General features: G+C 49.1%; 18 protein-coding genes and 1 tRNA gene. 12 read left to right on the forward strand and 7 right to left on the reverse strand.

The window, feature by feature from the left end:
• The first annotated feature begins 6 nt into the window (after positions 1-6).
• Together HZA49_10295 and HZA49_10300 are read left to right on the forward strand one after the other, a co-directional pair.
• Positions 7-1,155, forward strand: coding sequence for a hypothetical protein (locus tag HZA49_10295; GenBank protein MBI5779824.1), 1,149 nt, complete (start codon positions 7-9; stop codon positions 1,153-1,155).
• Between the two features lie 747 nt (positions 1,156-1,902).
• Positions 1,903-2,175 (forward strand): helix-turn-helix domain-containing protein, encoded by a 273-nt coding sequence (locus tag HZA49_10300; GenBank protein MBI5779825.1) that lies wholly within the window; start codon positions 1,903-1,905, stop codon positions 2,173-2,175.
• Between the two features lies 1 nt (position 2,176).
• Here HZA49_10300 and HZA49_10305 read toward each other — a convergent pair whose 3' ends face one another.
• The gene (locus HZA49_10305; protein ID MBI5779826.1) at positions 2,177-3,028 is read right to left on the reverse strand and encodes a hypothetical protein; all 852 of its coding nucleotides are present in this window, start codon (positions 3,026-3,028) and stop codon (positions 2,177-2,179) included.
• 212 nt (positions 3,029-3,240) lie between these two features.
• Positions 3,241-4,548, reverse strand: coding sequence for a 2-dehydropantoate 2-reductase (locus HZA49_10310; GenBank protein MBI5779827.1), 1,308 nt, complete (start codon positions 4,546-4,548; stop codon positions 3,241-3,243).
• 160 nt (positions 4,549-4,708) lie between these two features.
• Between HZA49_10310 and HZA49_10315 the strand changes: the two genes are divergently transcribed.
• The 9 genes from HZA49_10315 to HZA49_10355 all read left to right on the forward strand — a co-directional run bounded on the left by HZA49_10315 (position 4,709) and on the right by HZA49_10355 (position 12,336).
• Positions 4,709-6,538, forward strand: a complete 1,830-nt coding sequence (locus HZA49_10315; protein ID MBI5779828.1) for an aldehyde ferredoxin oxidoreductase family protein — start codon at positions 4,709-4,711, stop codon at positions 6,536-6,538.
• Positions 6,539-6,644: 106 nt separating this feature from the next.
• A complete protein-coding gene (locus HZA49_10320; protein MBI5779829.1) occupies positions 6,645-7,979 on the forward strand; it encodes a sigma-54-dependent Fis family transcriptional regulator in 1,335 nt (444 codons plus the stop codon).
• A 114-nt stretch (positions 7,980-8,093) separates the two neighbouring features.
• Complete coding sequence (locus tag HZA49_10325) at positions 8,094-8,597, forward strand: prepilin-type N-terminal cleavage/methylation domain-containing protein (GenBank protein MBI5779830.1); 504 nt, start codon at positions 8,094-8,096, stop codon at positions 8,595-8,597.
• A 2-nt stretch (positions 8,598-8,599) separates the two neighbouring features.
• Positions 8,600-9,064, forward strand: coding sequence for a prepilin-type N-terminal cleavage/methylation domain-containing protein (locus HZA49_10330; protein ID MBI5779831.1), 465 nt, complete (start codon positions 8,600-8,602; stop codon positions 9,062-9,064).
• A gap of 1 nt (position 9,065) precedes the next feature.
• Positions 9,066-9,641, forward strand: coding sequence for a type II secretion system protein (locus tag HZA49_10335; protein MBI5779832.1), 576 nt, complete (start codon positions 9,066-9,068; stop codon positions 9,639-9,641).
• Between the two features lie 3 nt (positions 9,642-9,644).
• Entirely contained in the window at positions 9,645-10,220 is a 576-nt protein-coding gene (locus HZA49_10340) for a hypothetical protein (GenBank protein ID MBI5779833.1), read from the forward strand.
• A gap of 2 nt (positions 10,221-10,222) precedes the next feature.
• Complete coding sequence (locus tag HZA49_10345; GenBank protein ID MBI5779834.1) at positions 10,223-10,894, forward strand: hypothetical protein; 672 nt, start codon at positions 10,223-10,225, stop codon at positions 10,892-10,894.
• Positions 10,895-10,897: 3 nt separating this feature from the next.
• Complete coding sequence (locus HZA49_10350; protein MBI5779835.1) at positions 10,898-11,620, forward strand: type II secretion system protein; 723 nt, start codon at positions 10,898-10,900, stop codon at positions 11,618-11,620.
• A gap of 8 nt (positions 11,621-11,628) precedes the next feature.
• The gene (locus tag HZA49_10355) at positions 11,629-12,336 is read left to right on the forward strand and encodes a UDP-2,3-diacylglucosamine diphosphatase (protein MBI5779836.1); all 708 of its coding nucleotides are present in this window, start codon (positions 11,629-11,631) and stop codon (positions 12,334-12,336) included.
• A gap of 2 nt (positions 12,337-12,338) precedes the next feature.
• On the opposite strand, the gene HZA49_10360 is transcribed toward HZA49_10355, so the two are convergent.
• From HZA49_10360 to HZA49_10375, 4 genes are all read right to left on the reverse strand, one after another.
• A tRNA-Ser gene (locus HZA49_10360) sits at positions 12,339-12,425 on the reverse strand.
• 14 nt (positions 12,426-12,439) lie between these two features.
• Positions 12,440-14,350 carry a 1-deoxy-D-xylulose-5-phosphate synthase gene (locus HZA49_10365; protein MBI5779837.1) on the reverse strand — a complete coding sequence of 637 codons (1,911 nt, stop codon included), beginning with the start codon at positions 14,348-14,350 and terminating at the stop codon, positions 12,440-12,442.
• Positions 14,350-15,231: a polyprenyl synthetase family protein gene (locus HZA49_10370; GenBank protein MBI5779838.1), complete on the reverse strand. Its 882-nt coding sequence runs from the start codon at positions 15,229-15,231 to the stop codon at positions 14,350-14,352. The genes HZA49_10365 and HZA49_10370 overlap by 1 nt, the downstream gene beginning before the upstream one ends.
• Positions 15,232-15,352: 121 nt before the next feature.
• Positions 15,353-17,236 (reverse strand): TonB-dependent receptor, encoded by a 1,884-nt coding sequence (locus tag HZA49_10375; GenBank protein MBI5779839.1) that lies wholly within the window; start codon positions 17,234-17,236, stop codon positions 15,353-15,355.
• A gap of 161 nt (positions 17,237-17,397) precedes the next feature.
• Here HZA49_10375 and HZA49_10380 point away from each other — a divergent pair, with 161 nt between their 5' ends.
• The gene (locus HZA49_10380) at positions 17,398-17,754 is read left to right on the forward strand and encodes a hypothetical protein (GenBank protein MBI5779840.1); all 357 of its coding nucleotides are present in this window, start codon (positions 17,398-17,400) and stop codon (positions 17,752-17,754) included.
• Here the strand turns inward: HZA49_10380 and HZA49_10385 are convergent.
• Positions 17,751-19,433: a M48 family metalloprotease gene (locus tag HZA49_10385; GenBank protein MBI5779841.1), complete on the reverse strand. Its 1,683-nt coding sequence runs from the start codon at positions 19,431-19,433 to the stop codon at positions 17,751-17,753. The genes HZA49_10380 and HZA49_10385 overlap by 4 nt on opposite strands.
• Positions 19,434-19,440: the final 7 nt, after the last annotated feature.

Here is a 19,440-nt window from a genome sequence, read left to right on the forward strand (position 1 = left end):
TATTATATGAGTGAAGGTTATATTGATTCTGCTTCGGTTTATGAGATTATTTCTTTTTATAGAAATGACCAGCCAAAAGAATGGTATGGCTGGACTTGGCGTGGGGCTGTGGAAACTACCTGTGCAATAATCAATATGCAAAATCTTAAAATGGCCCCTGCACCTAGCAGGAATGAAGGACCAGCCACAGGTGAATACGAGCATCTTACAAAATCTTTAAGTAGTACTATAACTCATATTAAACCGAATTCTGAGATTCAGAGATTAGCGATAAATGCCACGAAAAAATGGGCAAACAAAAATACCAAAAGAATTGTTAATGTATACGGGGAACTAAAGGCGGACCGTGAAAATTTTTCAAAATGGATTAATCTGGCAGTTAAGCATGCTTGGGTGGAACATTCCAAGAGATTGCGTGGATTATTTAATGCTGAGTTTATCCCGCAGCTAGCACTTATTTTGAATATTGAGAAGCGCGAATTAGAAAGGATTCGGAGACTAAGCTGTGATTTAAAAATACTTAAAGACTATTCGAATCGTATCCCCAATGATTCCGAATTCAGAACCATGTGGGACTGCTATATTGTTTCTGCTTTGATAAGAGGAGTATATCACGATTATGTAGCCAAAAAATCAAAATATCAAATAATACACCATCCTTTCAGGGTGCCTGTATTGGACAAATTAAATAGCTCCGCATCTAGTGATTACGATATTTCAAATACCCAGAATTATTTCGCATCTATAATATTGGCGAGTGCATATGCTGAGAAAACACCCAATAATCGTATTAGTTGTTGGGCTGAAAATGTTCTTAAGGCAAGGAATGCTATGTCTTATGAGTATATAGATTTACCGTCGAAACACCATGATACCATTGCTCTTAACTTAGCAGTAGAATCGGCAAGGAAAATTGGTATTCGCACGTATTCACGCAGAACTGAAAAAATATTAAATATTATTTGTGACTGTGGCGTAGGTCTATTAAAAATGTTCACTCTGAATCCATGGATAGCTCCAACTGAAATTGTTTTGAAGGAAACGATGGAAATAAGACGATTAGGAACAATCGTAGCTGGTAAGGTTTATGGTACTGAGAAAAAATTAAGTGAACTGGGTAGGTCTGTTCCTGGACGAATAGAAACAAAATGGTAAAACAGCGCGGCGAGAGGGGCACATCGAGGTTGTAATCCGTAATCCGGTGACGAAATCAGCATTCCGGCCAATCCGCAGTATTTTCAAAATTCCCCCTTGACACATAATTCGGGGGACACCATACCGAATTCCCGGCCCGATGCCTGTCGGGACAGGGCTGAATTGCCATCAGCTTTTTTGTTCTTGGCCCCAGCGTGCATACATTCCATTCCTTACATCGTTACTATCCAATCTTTATATCGTCAGCATCTAACATTTATATCGTTACCACCTAATTTTTACATCGTTACCATCAAACTTCTACATTGTCACCATCAAATCTTTATGGGGTGGCCATCAAATGCCTACGTGGTTACTATCGAATTCCCTGGTCGTTACCATCTAGTCATTACATGGTTACCATCAAATCTCTGCATGGTCACCATCCAATATTTACGGGGTGGCCATCAAATCATCAGCTGGTTACTATCCAATATTTACAGGGTTGCTATCAAATATTTAAATGGTTACCATCTAATTCCTACAGAGGCGCTATTAACCCTAAGAAGTGACACTATCCTGGGTTATTCCAGTAGGGGGGATACCCCACCCCCCCCCACCGGCTAATGATTGACCATATTGTAACCCTAATATTATCAATATGTTAAAAATTATGGTGTCATGAAAATACCTGTTGAAACCTAAACTTTTCACATTTTGATTATGCCGAAATATTGATTTTTACACTGAAAAGTTTATCATTCACCTATGCCACGAAAACCGTCTTTTATCAGTGTTAACCCCGAGGAGATTGAGCAGGTCCGGCGTTTCTTAAATGCCTCCTTATACTGCGACCGTAAAACAAAGAAACTTAAGGGACATCGCTGTCGTCATCGGGCACAGATAGTTTATTTTTCGTTATTGGGCCGGACTGTTTCCTGGATTGCCCATGAATTCCATGTTAGCCAACAGACCGTCTGGAAATGGCGCAGGATATATAAGCAGCAAGGACTTGAAGGATTAAAGGGCCGGTATAATTAGTTTATTTCTTCTCCTTGGCTTCAGCCAGCAATTTTGCCAGAAAGGCAGCGCTGGATTTCGTGAGTTCGGCGTCTCCGGCCCATTTACCGTCCGGCCAGCGCAGGCGTTTGCCATGATGGAAACCAAGGCTTATCACGAGCTGGTCCTTTTTATAAAACTCAAATGTCGGGTTGCCACAGCATGCGCAAGAGACGTGTCGCAATATATTGGTTCCGACGTTTATGTTTTTAATGATATTTTGTATAAACTCCGGTCTTTTCTCGTCAATCAGAACTTTTTCATCTGTGGTATTACGATGACAGGTGCCCCCTGACCTGACTTTTATCCGGTCGACTCCCTCAAGCGCCTTATGGAGTGAATCGTTATCCCTATTAATAATGAAGTAAAAGCTGAAAGCTAAAACCGCGCCTATAGCCAGTATTGGTCCGGCTTTAGTTTTGAACGGCCATCTTTTCGCTGCTTCTTGGTTCCCAGCCGACTTCATGACCATGCGGATGTAGGTGATGCAGGTTATTGTTATTGTCACAAATCCCAGGCAGACCAGAGCATATAAAAACGGCAATTCCGGATAGAGAATAAACGTGACTGCCATTGCTAAGAATAAGAGCGTGCTTCCCAACCCGATTATCATGGCCATGATGACGCTTAAGACCATCAAGGGTCTATTGAGCTTGATGCTAAACAGAACCGCCGCTGAAATCAGGGCGACAAACAGGAATATGGCCAGCGGGATAGAAAAAGTAATGGTAAGCGAAGAAGTGTTTTTAATCCCAGCCCAGGCTAAAAGGACAATCATTCCGCCAGACAAGAGTATGGAAATAATGGCCGAGGCGATGACGATGGCTTTGCGCATAGATGGCTTAATACCAAAGTAATAGTTAAATGTCAAGGGAAGTAAGAGGTGAAATACGGGGAATAACAACCCCCCGGCCCCCTTTTCTAAGGGGGAATAGGACGAATTAATCCCCCTTAACCCTACGAACCCTGACGGGTTCTCAGGGCGAGAACCCGGAACGGGTAAAGGGGGATTAAGGGGGTTGTCTTTGTGACCTCCGTGGTGAAAACTTATCTCGCCCGGACCAGCGCCTTTTTCTTTTTAGCGGTCTTGGCCTTCTTGGCGTGCGCCTTTTTGGTCTCAGGTTTTGGCTGGGCTGTCGGCGGGGCGCTCAGGTTTTTATTTTTGGCCGGCATTTCGTATGACGAGCCGCCCCGGTTGAAGCTGGACTGGTTCATTTCACCCTGGGGCTTGCCGCTGCCCCATTTTACCGGCGGGGCGTAACCGGGCCGGACGGGCGGGCTGGCCGGTTCCTCGGCCTTGGCCTCGGCGGCCTTTTCCTTTTTCACGGCCTCGGCCGTGGTGAACGATTTTTCCAGTCCCCGGACTAATGTCGTTAAGGTGTCGTTATAGGGCGTGGGAACATTCTTGGCCCGGGCGTATTCCATTATCTTGCCGTTCATATAATCAATCTCGGTGACGTTGCGCGCCTCGATGTCGATGAGCATCGAGGGCTTGTGCGCCCCGGTCTTGTTCAGGTAGTCCAGCCCCTCGGAATAGAATTTCTTGCCCAGGTCGTAGCCGTTGGCCTTGGCGACCGCTATGCCTTCCTTAAGTATGTCCTGGGCCAGGGTCCTGGTCTGGGGTAGGGCCATGGCCTCGTTCATTTTCAGGTGGGTCAGTCCGCAGACCGGCGCCAGGGCGGAATTCAAGACGGCCTTTTCCCAGGTGTATTTCTTTATCTCGGTCGAGAATTTGGTGGTCAGCCCGGTGTCGGTCAGGAGTTTGGCGGTTTTTTCCGCCAGCAGGTTGGATTCGGCCGACAGGCCGCCGATATAGTTCGGTGAGTTGAAGAACGACATCAGGATTTGGCCCTCGGCCATGATATTGCCGGCGTAATTGATGACCGCGCGCATCACCCGATTCTTGCCCAGGGCGGCAGCCACGTCCTGCTCCACGTCCAGCCCGTTCTGGAAGCTGACCACCACGGTATGTTTGGACATGGCGGATTTCACCTGGCGCAGGATGGCCGGCAGGGCCGAGGCCTTGACGCAGATGAAGATGTAGTCCAGGTTTGAGTTCTTGAGTTCGGTGATTTTGTTGGTCACGCCGTGCACCGGGGTCTGGAAATTGACCACCCCGGCCACGGTGATGCCGATTTTCCGGATGGTCTCAATCCGTTCCTTGAGCACGTCGACCATGGTCACCTGGTGTTTACCGGTCCCGCCAGAGATGGGGGGCCGGGACAGATAGGCGCCCAGGATGGAGCCAATCGGACCGGCGCCGATGACGGCTATCTTGATTACTGGTGGAACTGTTTCTTTTTTAGCTTTCATAACCGGCTTGGCGGATTTCTTGGTCTTGGGGTGCTTCTTCATCTGGTTTTTTCTTTCTATAAATACTTGATATTTGTTTGAGGGCTATATACTATTCATTAGATTCGATAAGTCAAGAAAAACAACAGGATTTAGCAGATTAATTGGATTTATCCTGATTTTATCTGTGTCTATCTGTGTTAATCTGTGGTTGCAATTTCATATGACCAAGCATAAATTGGGCATTGTGGACCTGACGGCCCGGAAGGTTCGGATTGAGGACATCCCTGAGAGCTTAATCAAGCGGTTCCTGGGCGGCCGGGGCCTGAATGCCTATTACCTCAATAAATACCTTAAGAAGGGCACGGACCCGCTGTCGCCGGATAATGTGCTTTTAGTCGGCACGGGTTTATTGACCGGCACGCTGGCGCCCTCCTCCAGCCGGTTCAGCGTGGGCGCTCTGTCGCCGGAGACCGGGTTTTTGGGCGATGCCAATTGCGGCGGGTTCTTCGGCCCGGAACTGCGTTATGCCGGTTTTGACCGCCTGATTATTTTAGGCAAGGCCCGGAAGCCGTCTTATCTGCTGGTTCACGACGGACGGATTGAAATCAGGGATGCCACCGAATACTGGGGCAAGGACACAACGGAGGCCCAGCAGTTGTTCCGCCGGGACTTGGGCCAGTGCGAAATGATGCTCTGCGGCGTGGCCGGCGAGAAATTGGTCCGGTTTGCCTGCGTCCGGACCGGCATCAAGAACGCGGCCGGCCGGTGCGGCATGGGCGCGGTTATGGGTTCCAAGAACCTCAAGGCCATCGTGGCCCAGGGCAGCCAGGGCATCAAGATAAAGCATCCGGAGCGGATGCAGAAACTGGTCGAGGAGATAAAGGACTACCTGATGTCCTCGAAGATTACGGCGATTCTGGGCACGGTCGGCACGCCGCTGTTGTATGAAGTCAGCAACGCCATCGGCGCCATCCGGACCAAGAACAGTCAACTCAATGCCTGGGTGGATGAACTCAACGCCCATGAGATAGATAAGCACGTGGAAAAGATGGTGGCCTGCTCGTCCTGCATGGTTCATTGCCGGCACCGGAATACCATGGGCGGCGAGGGGCCGGAATATACGGCCATCGGGCTATTGGGCGCCAATCTGTGCATGGAAACCCCTGAGCAGGTCATCGAACTGAATAATATCTGCAACGAGCTGGGACTGGATATCTCGTCATCCGGCGGTATCCTGTCCTGGGCGTATGAATTATATGAAAAGGGCATTATCAATAAAGAAACCACCGGCGGGCTGGAACTGCGGTTCGGTGATTTGGAACTGAGCAAGAAACTGCTCCGGATGATTTCCCGGCGCGAGGGATTCGGCGATGTGTTGGCCGAGAGTTCCCGGGCCATCAAGACCTTCGGCCCGGAGTCGGCTGATTACCTGACCGCGGTCAAGGGCCTGCCCCAGAGCGACCCGCACGATGTCCGGTATGTCAAGGCCTTTGCCCTAGGGATAGCCACCTCGTCGCGCGGCGCGGACCACCTGCGCAGCCGGCCGACCCTGGAGATATTTTCCAAACTCCCGCCCGAAGTCAGGCAAAAGATATACGGCACCACCAACCAGGACCCGACGATACTGGACGAAAAGGAAAAGACCATCTATTTCTCTGAGAATATATTTTCCGTGATTGACGCGCTGGGTATCTGCAAATTCATCTGCCACGGTTTCAACAGCCCGCATTTCCTGAAGTATTCCCATTTCAGGGACCTGATATACGCGGCCACCGGCTGGGAGATTAGCGAGGAAGAATTGCGGGAGGTGGGCTGCCGGATTATTGATATGGAACGTATGTTCAACCTGAAACAGGGCTTGACCCGGGATGACGACACGCTGCCCAAGCGCTATTTTGACGACCCGATGCCGCTTAAGGTGTCCAAGGGCCATCACGTGGACCGGGCCCAGTTTGCCTTGGCCATCGACCGGTTCTATAAACTGCGCGACTGGACCGAGGACGGGAAATTGAAACCCGAGCGGGTCAAGGAGCTGGAAGGGATTAAGTAGATACTTTTCTTTTATAGTCATTCCTGCGAAAGCAGGAATCCAGACGTTTGTAACGAAGAACTGGATTCCCGCCTACGCGGGAATGACAATATGAAAAATAACCATTATGAGAGTTCTATTAGCCGACGACGAAAAGACCATTACCGTTACTTTAAGCGATGCGGTCAAGGCCAAGGGCCACCAGATTAAGGTGGTTTATGACGGCCTGAACGCCATCCGGGCTCTGGAAGAAGCGGAGTATGACTGCCTGCTGTTGGACCTGAAGATGCCCGGCCAGGACGGGATGGAGACGCTGCGCCAGGCCAAGAAACTCCGGCCGGAACTGCCGGTGGTGATTATCACCGGTTACGGCACGGTCGATACGGCGGTGGACGCGCTCAAGCACGGCGCCTATGACTATGTCCAGAAGCCGTTCTACAATGAAGAGATACTGCTGATTCTGGAACGGATAGAAAAATACATCGTCCTGCGCGATGAATACCGGGGCTTGAGGGATGCGCTGGAGAGTAATCCGCAATACGGCCGGATGATCGGCAAGAGCCCGCGCATGGTCGAGGTCTACCAGCTGATTGAAAAGGTTATTTCCACCGATTGCAATGTTTTGATAGAAGGCGAGAGCGGCACCGGCAAGGAAGTGGTGGCCGAGACCATCCACGAGAAGAGCAACCGGCATAATTATCCGGTCATCAAGATGAGCTGTTCGGTCATGCCCGAGACCCTGATTGAGTCGGAACTGTTCGGATACGAGAAGGGGGCATTCACCGGCGCCTTGAACCAGAAAGTCGGCCGGTTTGAACTGGCTGACAAGGGCACGGTTTTCATTGACGATATCGACGATATGACGCCGACTACCCAGATGAAATTCCTGCGGGTGCTCCAGGAACACGCCTTTGAGCGGGTGGGCGGGACCCAGACCATTAACGTGGATATCAGGGTGATTGCCGCCACCAAGAAGAATCTAATGGTCCAGGTCAAGCATAACGCCTTCCGCGAGGACCTGTTCTACCGGCTGAATGTAGTCAATATCAAACTGCCGCCGTTGCGGGAGCGCGGCACGGATATACCTTTATTACTGAATCATTTCATCCAGAAATACGGCAAGGGCAGGAAGTATGAGGTGAACACCGATACCTTAGTGGCCATGTCAAATTATTCCTGGCCCGGCAATGTCCGCGAGCTGGAAAACTCGGTGGAGCGGGCCATTACCATGGCCGGCGAGTCGAACATTCTCAAGAAAGACGACCTGCTGAAAACTCCGGCCAACGAGTTGCGGGACAGCGATATTATTTCCCTGGAAACCTACACGGCCCAATGCGAGGGTGATTACCTGCGCAAGATATTTGTCTACGCCAAGGGCGATAAGAATGAGATGGCGCGCCTTCTTAATATCAGCCGCAAGACGCTCTGGGCCAAGTTAAAACAGTACGGCATAGAGCAGTAATGGATTTTTGCCGGTCAAGTCGCTGATAATGCTTTTAAGGGCTGGCAGCGATTAATAAAATACTTCTTGTTTTTTCTTGTATTCAGGGTATATTTATAGTGGGAGGAGTATAATATGACAGACAGAAAAGAATGGGTTACCCGTACACCTGTGCAGAGGTGTGCCGGGTTTACCCTGATAGAAATCCTGGTGGTGATGAGTATTATCCTGGTGCTGGCCGTGATGATCGTGCCGGGCCTGGCCGGCAGCCGGTATATGGCCAAGAAGGCCGCGGCCCGGACCGAGATTGCCAATCTGGAGACCGCCCTGAGTATGTATGAGGCGGATTTCGGGGCATACCCGGAGGATGATGATGATTCCAGCAAGCCGTTGGTTGAGGCGCTTGGGGGTAAAACTGAGGAAGGCAAGCCGCCCAAGAAGACCTATTACCCATTCAAGAAAAGCCGGATTAATGAAGGTGACGGTAAATACTACAGCGAATTTAAGAAGCCATTCTGCTACCGCGAGAATGCCTCCGAGGAGGACAAGGAAGGTAAGGAGATGGAAAATAAGGATTCATTTGATATCTGGACGGACAACGGGAAAGGGGATGATAAGGGAATCAATAACTGGGATTAGATATGCCAGAAAGAAAAGGGGGTTTTACACTTATTGAGATACTGGTGGTTATCAGCATAATACTGATACTTTCCGCGATGACTGTATACGTCGTGGGAGAGTTGAAATACAAAAGCCGGGCGGCACTGACCAGGGCGGAAATCAGTACTATGGCGATAGCCATTGCCCAGTATGAATCGATTTATGGAAGATATCCGGCTGATTTGCCTGATTGTTCCAGCCGGGCGCTGATTGAGGCGCTGGGCGGCGATTATAAGTCGAATCCGCCGAAAAAGGCTTTGTACGATTTTGCCAAAGACCGGGTAGTCAATGGCGAGTTTTTGAGTTTATTCAGGAAGCCGTTTTACTATCGGGAAAACGCCTCCGAGCGGGATAAGAACGGCGAAATGAAGAAGCCGTTTGCCTATGACATCTGGACCGACGATATCCGGAAGAGGCCGGACGGAATAAATAACTGGGAAAAGTGATATGGATAATAAAGTGAATTGTAAAAATGGGTTTACTCTTATCGAGCTTTTGATAGTGATCGGCATCATTACGCTCCTGATGAGTATAGTGTTAGTCGGCGCCAGTTGGTTGAAGAACAAGGCACGGATAGATGCAACCGCGATGCTGATCCGGAAGATTGAGTCGGCGCTTAGCGAATACAATCTGGCCTTTGACGCCTACCCGCCCGATGAATACACGGGCGATGGGAAGACCTATAAGGATTCACAGAACCTTTATTATTTCCTTGGGAGGTCATTTGATATCGAACAGGGCTATGACCCGGCAGAAGGCGGAAAGCTGAAGAAGAAATTCGGGCCGGCGGTGGCCGGCGGCTTTAACAAGATTGAGGTTAAGGACGATTACATTATTGACGCCTGGGGCAATAAGATAACTTATCAGAACCCGGGGGAGGACCATTCATCAAGCGACGGCAAAAATAACGAGTCGTTCGTGGATATGGAATCATGGGGGTCCAACGGCGTCGAGGACGAAGATGGCTCTTCTGATGATGACGATATCAATAACTGGAAACAGGATAAATACAAAAGCAAGTGATATATGAAATCCGGAAAAGATTGGGCTGGGTTTACCCTGATTGAATTGTTGGTAGTGATTACCATCGTTATTATAATCATGTCGATTTCAGTGGTATCATTGCTACCGCTCTTAAAGGGCAATCCGGTAAAATATTCCGCCCAGATTGTTCAGGGGGTTTTTAGGCAGACGGCGCAATATGCCGCAACCGAGCGGCGGATGCATTTCATCGTATTTGATAAAGAGAAGTCGTTTATGTCAATATACAAGGATGGGAATGATGATCCCGATGTGAATGCTGATCCGGATAATGAATTTAATAAGTCCAAGGATACGCAGGTCGGCGTGACTGTAGCCTTAAGTAAGGGGGTGTTATTTTCCGACCAAGCGCCGTTATTCGAGTTGGACGAACCGTATGTCGGATTCAGGCCTAACGGTTCTTTGGTCCTGCCTGATGGCGTATCTGATTTATCCCTGAAAAATCCGGAAGCGGAAAACGCGGATATTATCCTGGAGCAAAGGGGTAAATCAGGCACGATGTATCTTGACTTTACCATCACCACTGGTAGAATTATCAAGATGATTTATAGGGAGAAATAGAGATGTTGTTAAGAGCGGAAAAACGGTCCGGGCTGAGCCTGATTGAAATCCTGATTGCCATAATCATATTGACCGTCGGGATTGTCAGCATCCTGTCAATATTTCCCTCTTCCATCAAGACGGCCAGTTTATCTGTGGATGATACGGTGGCGGCCAAGATTGCCGAATCAGTAATCGATGCCCTGAATATTGCGATGCGTTCGGCCACGGCCGAGAACATCACGGGAAATGTGCCGGGCCGGGCATTCTTTGTTCATGATGGGGTGTCGGGTGGCTCGTACGAGTTCGCCCTGCCCTTGCCGGCGACCCCGCCGCCGGGCCCCAATGGCCAGAGGTTTTTTGCCCACCCGGCGAAAGATGTGGCTGATGCGCTGAATATTACCAGCCCGCGCCGCAAACCGGCTACTACATTCAAGTTAGGGAAGCAAGCCGGTTTTATTCAGGATGTATTGCAGGACATCAGGAAGGTGTCTGACCTGACCGACCCCTACGACCAATATAAATTTACCTTTACTATTAAACGGATGGATGATGAAAGGGCAACTGGAGATCCCACGCCCCCCTTGTTCCAGTTTGCCGTAGCGGTGTACCGTTTCCAGGACGACGATACGAGATATGCCGACGAACTGCCGCCGCCCATCCATGTTTTCATTGTTATGATTGGCGGAAAGTAAAATATGAAGAAGATGAAAATCAACGGGGACAGCGGGTTCACCCTGATAGAGCTGATGATATCCGTGGCTTTGATGGCTTTTATAATGACGCTGGTGGCGGTTATTTTCTCGCAGATCAGCACGACGGTAACCACAGGCACTGACCGGTTAAATATTTACAGTTCGGCCCGGGCGGCTCTGGATATCTTTGTCACGGATATCAACGGCTGTTTTCCTGTGGAGTCCGAACAGCAGAGATTCACCCTGGGCGAGGATAAGCCGGGTGAGAATATTTCAGGCGCCCAGGACCGGATTTCATTTACGGCAACGGCCCTGGTTCAAGGACAACCGGCTGCGGCGCGGCTGGGATATTATCTGGTTAAGGAGACCGATACCAGCATCCTCGGCGGAGAAAGTAAGGACGGGGTTTATGAAGGGCTTTCGAAGACCACCAAGACCAAGAGGCAACTCTATGTTTTGAGAAGGGTGGTAACGGACTCTGATGGTGAAGAACTTGATTCGGTTGCCCTGTGCCACTATGTGTTGTCATTTAATATTGAGGTCTACAGGGACCGTACCTTCAGGCAGCTGAGCGCGTTGAATGAACAGTATCCCATAGGCGATGGTCAGCCGGTAACCGAAAAACTTCCACTGGGCTTGAGGATAACCTTAAGGGTGGTGGCCAATGCGGCTGAAAGGCAGGAGCGCGTCTTTTCCCGAGTTGTCTGGATACCTATGGGAGAGTAGCCTTATAAATGCCATCTATAATATTCTTTGCCGATACGCATCTCAATATTTCAGAGCCAGCCAAGACGCAAAGGGTGATTGATTTCCTTAATGGTAACCCGCGGGATACCGTTTTTTATATTCTGGGTGATTTCTTCGACCTCTGGATTGGCCCCAAGCATCTGGAATTGGAAGATTATAAGGAGGTTCTCAATGCGATTAAGAAACTGACGGCAGCCGGTGTGAAGATAAATTTCATTCCGGGCAACCGTGATTTTACGGTCGGGCCTGAGCTTACCAACTTTGCGGGCATAAAGGTATTGTCGGAAATGGAGACTATCACACTGGACGGCAGGAAAATTCTTCTGTCACACGGCGACCTGTTCTGCACCGAAGACCGGAGTTACCAGGCCTACCGACGATTCAGCCGGGCCAGGATAATTAAGTCTGCATATCAGTCGCTTCCGTCCGGGATAGGGATGCGTTTGGGGAAAAAGGTCCGGGGCTACAGCGATGAGGTGGTGCCCCAGAAACCGCTGGTCAGCCGTAATATCATCGATTCGGTTCTGAAGCGGTATTTCAAAAAGGGGATAGACGTCATCATCTGCGGTCATGTCCATAAAGAGCAAACCCGGGCCATTCTGCCCGGTAAGACTCTGATGACAGTAGGGGACTGGCAGGAGCATGGTTCTTATGTGGAATATAAGAACGGGGAATTTATCACGCGGATCGATTAAAACGGAGGCGGTAGGATTCGAACCCACGGTCCGATTACTCGGACAACGGTTTTCAAGACCGCCGCTTTCAACCACTCAGCCACGCCTCCAGAATTAAGGTATTTTACTTAGGCGATGATATTTTGTCAAGATTGATTGCCAGTTTATGCCGGACTGATTTCATAATCCCGTCTTTATCCAGCCCTAATATATTCAACAACTTATCCCTGGATCCGTGTTCTATAAACCGGTCCGGAATGCCGAGGGTGGTGATTTTATTGATATATTGACGGGTTTCAGGAGACCGGCTGGCAAATTCCAGCACCGCAGAACCGAACCCTGCGGCAATACTGTGTTCCTCCAGGGTTATAGCAAACGGGGTTTCCTTGAGCAGCCGGCTGATTAATTCCTCATCCAACGGCTTGGCAAACCTGGCATTAACCACGGTTAATTCGATATTATTCTTGGCCAATTCTTCCGCCGCATAATAAGCCGGATAAACCATAGAGCCGTAGGCCAGTAAAACACCGTCCTTACCCGGTCGCAGTATTTCTGCCTTGCCGTGCCGGATGGATTCTTGAGACGGGATGGTCGGTTCCGGGACGGCGGTTCTGGGATAGCGGATGAATGTTGGTCTGTTGTGATGAACAGCAAAAGAAAGCATCTCTTTTAATTCCGTTCCGTCCCGCGGCGCCATCAGGGTGAAATCAGGGAACAAGCGGCAATAACCGATGTCGTATAATCCGTGATGGGTCGGACCGTCCGCGCCGACCAGCCCGGCTCGGTCAAGGACAAAGACAACAGGACTCTTTTGCAGGGCAATATCGTGGAAGAGCTGGTCAAATGCCCTTTGCAGAAATGTGGAATAAATTGCCACCACCGGCTTGATTCCGGATTTAGCCATGCCGCAGGCCAATCCCACGGCTTGTTGCTCGCAAATGCCCACGTCAAAATAACGCTGGGGGAATTTTTCCTGGAGTTTGACTAATCCGGTGCCGTCCGGCATGGCGGCCGTGATGCCGGCAATCTTTTCATCCTGCCCGGCCAGTTCGGCGACGCGTTCCGCAAAGATATCGGTATAATTTAGGCTGGAACTTTTCTCGGATGAAATCTTGCCGTCCGCAACGGTAACCGGTCCGATGCCGTGCATCTTATAGGGGTCGTTTATGGCGTGCTGAGAGCCATATCCTTTTTCCGTGATAATATGAAGCATCATCGGGCCGCTAAACTGCGAGATGGTTTTGAGGTTATTAATCAGGACTGGTATGTTATGACCCTCAATCGGCCCAAAATAGCGCCAGCCCAATTCTTCGAATATCGCGCCGCCTAAGGGCGCCAATGCCGCAGCTCGGACATGATGAAATGCCTTTTCCATCTGCTGGCTGACCTTGGGTATCTTTTCAAGCAAACTGGCCACGTCTTTCTTGAGGTCCAGATAGAGGTAAGATGATCTGAGTTTGGTTAGATAATTGGCCATGGCGCCGACCGTATGCGAGATGGACATTTTGTTGTCGTTGAGCACGACAATAAGGTTCTTCTTGAGGATGCCGGCATAGTTAAGCGCTTCCAAACTCATACCGGTGGTCAGGGCGCCGTCGCCGCAGACCGCGATGACCTTGCGGTTTATCCCGGCAATGCTGTCGCCGGTGGCAATTCCGAGAGCCGTGGAAATAGCTGTTCCGGCATGACCTACGGTGAAGGTATCATAGGGGCTTTCTTCCGGGTTGGTGAATCCGCTTAAGCCTTGATAGAGCCGAATGGTATCAAATCGGTCTTTCCGCCCGGTGAGTATCTTATGGGTGTAACATTGGTGGCTGACGTCCCAGATAACCCGGTCGTGTTCTAAATTAAATACATAGTGCAGGGCAATGGTTAACTCAATTACGCCTAAATTAGAACCCAGATGCCCGCCGTTCTTGAAAGTTACATTAATTATCTTCTCTCGTATTTCCTGGGCTAATTGATGGAGTTTGTCGGTTGGCAGTTTCTTCAGGTCAGCCGGGTTGTTAACTTGCGTGATAATACTTTCGGACATTATGTTTTTCTTTTCAACAAGTAATCAGTCAGTTCTTTAAGCTTAGCGGCTCTTTTGCCAAATATTTTCAATGAATCATTTGCCTGCGTTATCAGATGTTCGGCTTCTTGGCGCGATGGCTTTAATCCTTTTAAGGCCGGGTAAGTTAGTTTATTAAGTTTGGCGTCTTTGCCCGGTGTTTTGCCTAGTTGTTTTTTGGAACCGCTGACATCGAGTATGTCGTCAACTATCTGGAAGGCCAGCCCGAAATTTCGGGCATAAAATGTTATGGCTGATAACTGGTTGGTTGAAGCGCCGGAAATTATCGCCCCGCCCCTCGCGGAAGCGATAATCATCGCGCCGGTTTTGCGTAGATGAGTCTCTTTAAGCATCAGTAATTTTGAGCTGAGAACTTTAGGCTTGGAATGCTGGATATCCAGCACCTGTCCGCCGACCATCCCGACCGACCCGGCAGCCCGGGCGAGCTCGCTTACTAATTTTGGCACGATTGATTCATTTTGTATTTTATCGGCGATTAGTTGGAAGGAATAGGTTAGCAGGGCATCCCCGGCCAGGATGGCCATGGCTTCGCCAAAGACCTTGTGTGAGGTTGGTTTGCCTCTTCTGAAATCGTCATTATCCATTGCCGGCAGGTCATCGTGAATCAGCGAATAGGCGTGGACCATTTCTAGGGCGCAGGCATAAGGCATTATTTTATTGTGGGCTGTGCCGAATAGTTCTCCGGCCATCAGGGCCAGAATTGCCCTAAGGCGCTTGCCTCCATTAAGCACGCTATAACGTATTGCCTTGTGGATAAGAGGCGGAAAGGTCTTGGCAGTCGGAAGATATTCATTCAGGGCCTGGTTGACCAGGCGTTGTTTTTTGGTAAGGTAATGTTCCATATGATAGGTATGCTAAATCTATCGGGGTAAAATATCAAGGTTTTAGTTCTAAAATGTATGGAGCCCTATTGCATGCCGGTAATTTTCGTATTGGGTCATTTTATTCAGTGGGCAGTCTGTATTAAAACTGTATAGATAATCCGGCATCAAACCATCGGCCGGGTTGGTAATAGTCAAACACCTCTTTATAGGTCCGGTCAAAGAGGTTATGCACCGTGACAAACAACGAACTGTTCTTGTTTATCCCGCTTGAGACGCCGGCCGTGGCCACTAGATGCTTGGGCAGTGTATTGGCCCTAGTATTATCCGTATCGGTGAAGCGTTCACCGGCGCCGTTGGCCCTAAGGTTGATAACCAGGGTGCTGTTTTCCGGCTGGAATCTAAGGCCTAAATTGCCCTGATTGCGCGGCACTTCCTCGACATAGTTACCTTCGATTGACGGGTTATTCTTGTCCTTTTTATATTTAGCATCGGTATAGGTGTAGTTGGCAAAAGTGAACAACTCCTTGGTGAGACCGTATTTGACCTCGGCTTCAATACCCTGCATTGATAATTGTGTCACGTTATGCGGTCGGTAGATGTTGTCCGTATCTCTCATATAATCCCAGGCATCATCAAGCTGGGACTGGTAAAGCGTCAGGCGCGCTGAAAGGTCTTTGGCGAACTTATGGTCAATTCCTAATTCGTAAGACCAGAGTGTTTCCGGATTTACGTTAGCATTGCCCTGGAAGGTTATCGGCCCGTAAGGCGTCAGGGGCAGGAACATATCAGACACAGTCGGCTCGCGATAGCCCTTACCCACCGCAGTGCGCAGGGAGGTCTGTTCGTTGAGATGATAGACCACGCCGAACCTTGGCGAGACCGCGCTGCCGAACTCCTCATGTTGGTCATAACGCAGTCCGACGGTGCCAATCACCGACTTGCCGCCCGGGTTTTCACTAAGTACGATTTCATCCTGGACATAAGCGGCCTGGGAGTTTACGGTTTCGTTAATGATGCCGTTGGTTTCGCTAACCAGGACATCCTGTTGTTTGGCATCTATACCAAAAGTCACAAGGTGGTTCTCAATCGGCTGGATCGATTGCTGCAACTGAGTGCCGAGCGTGGACTGGTCATAGGTGCCAATAGCTCCGAATTTCCATTCCAGATCCTGCTTGAGTCCATTGCGATAAACCCGAGCCGTAAACTCGCCGTCGTAGGTATTGAATAACTTAGTCTGGTAGGACAGGTTCAGGTAATTGGTATTTTGGTCGCGGGTAAAATTCTCTTCAATCCCTTTTCCGTTATTTATGCCCACTGAGAGTGCGACAGACGATTCGTCATTAACCTGCCAGTTGCCGCGCGTGGAAATGTTCTGGGTTGACCAGTTCTTGGCCGTGCCGTCCGAATTCTTGATATAACCGTCCGTGGTCTGCTCGCCGGCTGAGATAAAATAGGCCAAGCTCCCGGTCTGCCTGGCGTGCTGCAGGGTGGCGCCGGAGGTATTAAAACTCCCGGAATTCGTAGCAAGGTTTAGGATCGGACTCTCCCGGCCTGATTTGGTAATCAGGTTGATGACTCCGCCTACCGCATTGGAGCCGTAGAGTGCCGAGGCCGGTCCGCGCACGATTTCGACCCGCTCAACATTATCTACAGGCAGGAACCGAAAATCCACATCGCCCAGATATTCCTCATTGACCGGGCGATTATCCATCATCACCAGGACCCGTTGCGGTCCATAGTTGCTGGGTACTCCGCGCATCTCCATCCGTATCTTGGAACCGAAGAACCCGCCGCCCTGTATATCAATACCGCCCTGGTATTTCAGGATATCATCAACCGTTCGGCTGTTTGATTCCTTTATTTCCAGTGAAGAGATTAGGGTGGCATTGCCTGAGATGTCCTTTATCTCTTGTTTGGTTCTGGTAGCCGTGACTATTATTTCTTCGGCTTTGTTGGCATCGGCCTGGAGAGTTAGTAGTGTAATGCCGAACATGGCTGCTGCAATAAAAGTTACATTTCTCATAAGGTTGTTTGTGTCCTTTCTACAATTGAGCCCGGTTATTGACATATAATTGTCATATATAAACGAATAAAGAGTGCTTTGGATTAACAAATCTTGGATTTCGTGTAAAATATATTCGTAACTTTCTTGACATTGAAAATGGTTTGATATAAGAGAAATATATGAGGGAAAGAAGAGAGGAGAATCAGATGGCCATTACCTTGAAAGAGGTTGCTGAGCAAGTAAAGTTACCGCTGGAATTGGTCCGTGATATTCTCACTGAAAAACATGGGATTAATGCTACCAAGGAACAGATGGACTTGACATTCAAGGCCGCCCGTAAACTCGGATACGACTTCAAGAAATTAAAGATCGGCAAGCGGATGAACCTGCGCAAGGAAATCCTAAATGACATAATCAAGCAGATAGAATCAAACCCCAAGTGGAAGCGTAAGGAGATACTCACATATCTTAGCAAGTCCTGCGAGATGGTGGACCGGGTCCACAAAAAGACCTTTGTCGAGGAATTCAGCCGTTAATTAGAGAGTTTTTGTGATAGGTAATAGCGTTCGGTTGGATCGGTTGGTTTCAGATTGTAGGCTTTTCTGTAATTAAGCTGGCTTTCTTGGTGATAGTTCTGCCCCGAATAACCCAAGGCATCGCCTTTGATAATATAGTTAAACGGATTTTGGGGGTCTAATACAATAGCCGTATTTATATAGGAAACGCACGTCTTCAGATTTTCCAGTTGCACGGTTTGGCTTGGTTCTTTTTCCAGTCCGGCCAGTAATGAATACGCTTTCCGGGTCATTTCAAATGCTTTAATCTTTAATTGTCTCTGGGGCGCTGATTTTATCTCTTTAATGATCGTGTAACCGACGCCGGCCAGTCCGAGCGCGCCGGAGATCACCAGAATCATCATTATTCTGCTTGTTGTTCTGAGTTGTGAGGACGCGAAGAGGTTTTTGTTCCTAATAGATGTAATCCGCTGGTCTATGCTGGGATGGGTTAAGGTGGACAGTCCTGAGGTGTGCATGGGGATACCATTTAAGTAGGCAATTTTAGTCAGGGCCCGGGTGAAACTGTCCGGATCGGCCGTAATCTCAGCGGCAAACCAGTCGGCTTGGAGTTCAAACCGGCGGCTTAATTGGCCGAAGAGCACCAGCCAGAAAATCATAATCAGGGTCAGTGAAAACCCGAAGTTCCAGGCGCCGTTGCCCAGCGCGCTTTCAAATACGCTGCTTAGGGTGAATAAGATGCTTAAATACGCCACGGTGAATAGCAGGAGTATCAGGAGATGCTTAAATTTGGCGTGCCCGACTTCGTGGCTAAAGACGGCGGCGATTTCATCGTCTGATAGATTCCTGATGATTGAGTCGGTGAATATCACGAAACGGTTGAATGGGAAGATGCCGATCAGGAGAGCATTGGCGAATGGGCGCCGGCCGACTTCCCAGATGAGGAAGTCCCTGATTTTGATATTGGCCCGAAAGGCTATGGATTGGAGATAGATGCGTAACGAGCCCTCAGGCAGGGGTTTGGTAACCCAGAGGTATTTCAAGACAAAGGGCGTGAAGATATACATGGTCAGTAATAACAGGATGGATGTCAGCCATTCTGTGAACGGGTAGGTTATGACGATATTACGTAAAGTTGGTATGGCGTAAATGACATCAAAGACCAGAATAAAGAAAAATAGCGGTAGAACTGCCAGCATAAAATAAGTCCTGATTTGGAATATCAGAAAGTTTGACAAAGAGGGGGATCCGGTTGTAGTCGCGGTCGGTTGGGACTTAGAGATGAATTTTTCTATCCAGTAAAACGGGATGTACGATAATATCAGAGTCAGCAGGAAGGGGGTGAGTGTCAGGAACTTGGTGACGAAGGGAATTTCGCCGCTGCCCAGGCCGAGGAATCCGGTATGGCCGGAGATTAGAGCGGGTAAATGGAAAATATAAACCTGGGCGAAATAGATAAAAAGAAGCGAAAGACGGTAACTGAAAACCTGTTTGTAGTAATTCCTGAGGTTTTTCCTGATTTGACGCCGGACCAACCTGAATCCGGCCATGATATAGAAGACGCTTGACAGTATGATTCCCAGCGTGGGCATCAAGGCCTTGCCTGAATCAGCCGGAAAAAACCAGAGAGGTTCTATTCCTATTGGGTATGACAGGGCGATGACAAAGCCGATGGTAATGATGATTATCTGGACTATCATTTATGAT

The sequence above is a fragment of the Planctomycetota bacterium genome, from assembly GCA_016235865.1.
Classification (GTDB): domain Bacteria; phylum Planctomycetota; class MHYJ01; order JACQXL01; family JACQXL01; genus JACRIK01.

Coding starts and splice junctions, on each gene's coding strand:
- HZA49_10295 (MBI5779824.1), top strand. CDS start 7: ATGAGTGAAGGTTATATTGATTCTGCTTCGGTTTATGAGATTATTTCT.
- HZA49_10300 (MBI5779825.1), top strand. CDS start 1,903: ATGCCACGAAAACCGTCTTTTATCAGTGTTAACCCCGAGGAGATTGAG.
- HZA49_10305 (MBI5779826.1), bottom strand. CDS start 3,028: ATGCGCAAAGCCATCGTCATCGCCTCGGCCATTATTTCCATACTCTTG.
- HZA49_10310 (MBI5779827.1), bottom strand. CDS start 4,548: ATGAAGAAGCACCCCAAGACCAAGAAATCCGCCAAGCCGGTTATGAAA.
- HZA49_10315 (MBI5779828.1), top strand. CDS start 4,709: ATGACCAAGCATAAATTGGGCATTGTGGACCTGACGGCCCGGAAGGTT.
- HZA49_10320 (MBI5779829.1), top strand. CDS start 6,645: ATGAGAGTTCTATTAGCCGACGACGAAAAGACCATTACCGTTACTTTA.
- HZA49_10325 (MBI5779830.1), top strand. CDS start 8,094: ATGACAGACAGAAAAGAATGGGTTACCCGTACACCTGTGCAGAGGTGT.
- HZA49_10330 (MBI5779831.1), top strand. CDS start 8,600: ATGCCAGAAAGAAAAGGGGGTTTTACACTTATTGAGATACTGGTGGTT.
- HZA49_10335 (MBI5779832.1), top strand. CDS start 9,066: ATGGATAATAAAGTGAATTGTAAAAATGGGTTTACTCTTATCGAGCTT.
- HZA49_10340 (MBI5779833.1), top strand. CDS start 9,645: ATGAAATCCGGAAAAGATTGGGCTGGGTTTACCCTGATTGAATTGTTG.
- HZA49_10345 (MBI5779834.1), top strand. CDS start 10,223: ATGTTGTTAAGAGCGGAAAAACGGTCCGGGCTGAGCCTGATTGAAATC.
- HZA49_10350 (MBI5779835.1), top strand. CDS start 10,898: ATGAAGAAGATGAAAATCAACGGGGACAGCGGGTTCACCCTGATAGAG.
- HZA49_10355 (MBI5779836.1), top strand. CDS start 11,629: ATGCCATCTATAATATTCTTTGCCGATACGCATCTCAATATTTCAGAG.
- HZA49_10365 (MBI5779837.1), bottom strand. CDS start 14,350: ATGTCCGAAAGTATTATCACGCAAGTTAACAACCCGGCTGACCTGAAG.
- HZA49_10370 (MBI5779838.1), bottom strand. CDS start 15,231: ATGGAACATTACCTTACCAAAAAACAACGCCTGGTCAACCAGGCCCTG.
- HZA49_10375 (MBI5779839.1), bottom strand. CDS start 17,236: ATGAGAAATGTAACTTTTATTGCAGCAGCCATGTTCGGCATTACACTA.
- HZA49_10380 (MBI5779840.1), top strand. CDS start 17,398: ATGAGGGAAAGAAGAGAGGAGAATCAGATGGCCATTACCTTGAAAGAG.
- HZA49_10385 (MBI5779841.1), bottom strand. CDS start 19,433: ATGATAGTCCAGATAATCATCATTACCATCGGCTTTGTCATCGCCCTG.